We start from the raw sequence: 1,009 nt of genomic DNA, 5'->3' as shown, positions 1-1,009 counted from the left end.
GAACCCGGAAATCCCGTTGGCCGGGTTGCCCGGCGCCATCACCGCACGCAAATAATTGGTGGTGATGTCGCCGCGTTCGCGCTGGGCAATCCACCACACGTTGGCTTTGCGGATCGACCATTCCTGCTGCTGGCCGCCGATCAGTTGCGCGGCGACCAGGCCCAGTGTCGGTTGATGGCCGATCACCAGCACCGGTTCGCGGCTGTCGGGCCAGTTGGCGGCGGCGAGCAGGTCTTGCGGACTTTTGTCGGGCGCCAGGTCGGGATGGATCTTGAACTTGCGGCCCAGTGCTTCGGCCGTCTGCAGGGTGCGCGTGGCCGGGCTGACCAGGATGCGGCAGCTCTCGGGAAGGTTGCGGTCGAGCCAGTCGGCCATCTTCCAGGCCTGCTTGTGTCCCTTGCCGGTGAGGGCGCGGCCTTCATCTGGTTCGCCGAGTTCTGCTTCGGCATGACGCCATAAGATCAGTTCCATGGGATTCACCTCCGGTGGATAAGCTGCAAAACAAGCTGGGCCGCGTCATTCTTCGCCGAGCGGGGCGGCAATGCCGAGCGTGTGCATCAGGTAGGCCTGGGCGCTGAACGCAGCCTGGCGCGTGCGGGCTTTTTTCTGCACATATACGCCGTCGCAGTTCAGGTGCCAGGCGTTGGTGTTGTCCTTCAGGTAGGGATCGAGGCCTTCGGTGATGACGCGTTTCTTGAGCGCCTTGTCCAGTATCGGGAAGGCGACTTCGATGCGGCGGAACAGGTTGCGGTTCATCCAGTCGGCGCTCGAGAGATAGACGTCGTGCGCCAGATCATTGCGGAAATAATAGATGCGCGAGTGTTCCAGGTAGCGCCCGATCACCGAGCGTACGCGGATGTTCTCCGACAGGCCGGCCATGCCCGGGCGTAGTGCACAGGCGCCGCGCACGATCAGGTCGATCTTGACGCCGTCGGCCGAGGCCGCGTACAGCGCGCGGATCACCGATTCGTCCAGCAACGCGTTCATCTTGGCGATGATGCGCGCCGGC

The 1,009-nt window shown here is 63.7% G+C and carries 1 protein-coding gene and 1 pseudogene; both read right to left on the bottom strand.

Going from position 1 to position 1,009, the window contains the following annotated elements; genetic code table 11:
- On the bottom strand, nt 1-471 hold a 471-nt coding region (locus HLUSI_RS0121340), incomplete at its 3' end, for a SixA phosphatase family protein (protein ID WP_016835885.1).
- Between the two features lie 45 nt (nt 472-516).
- Nucleotides 517-1,009: pseudogene (locus HLUSI_RS29950) on the bottom strand (polyphosphate kinase 1); the annotation flags it as partial.

Origin of the sequence: Herbaspirillum lusitanum P6-12 (assembly GCF_000256565.1) — a bacterium.
Taxonomy (GTDB): domain Bacteria; phylum Pseudomonadota; class Gammaproteobacteria; order Burkholderiales; family Burkholderiaceae_D; genus Herbaspirillum; species Herbaspirillum lusitanum.
Note: the sequence above shows the minus strand (reverse complement) of the source record. Positions and strands in the feature narration are given on the sequence as shown.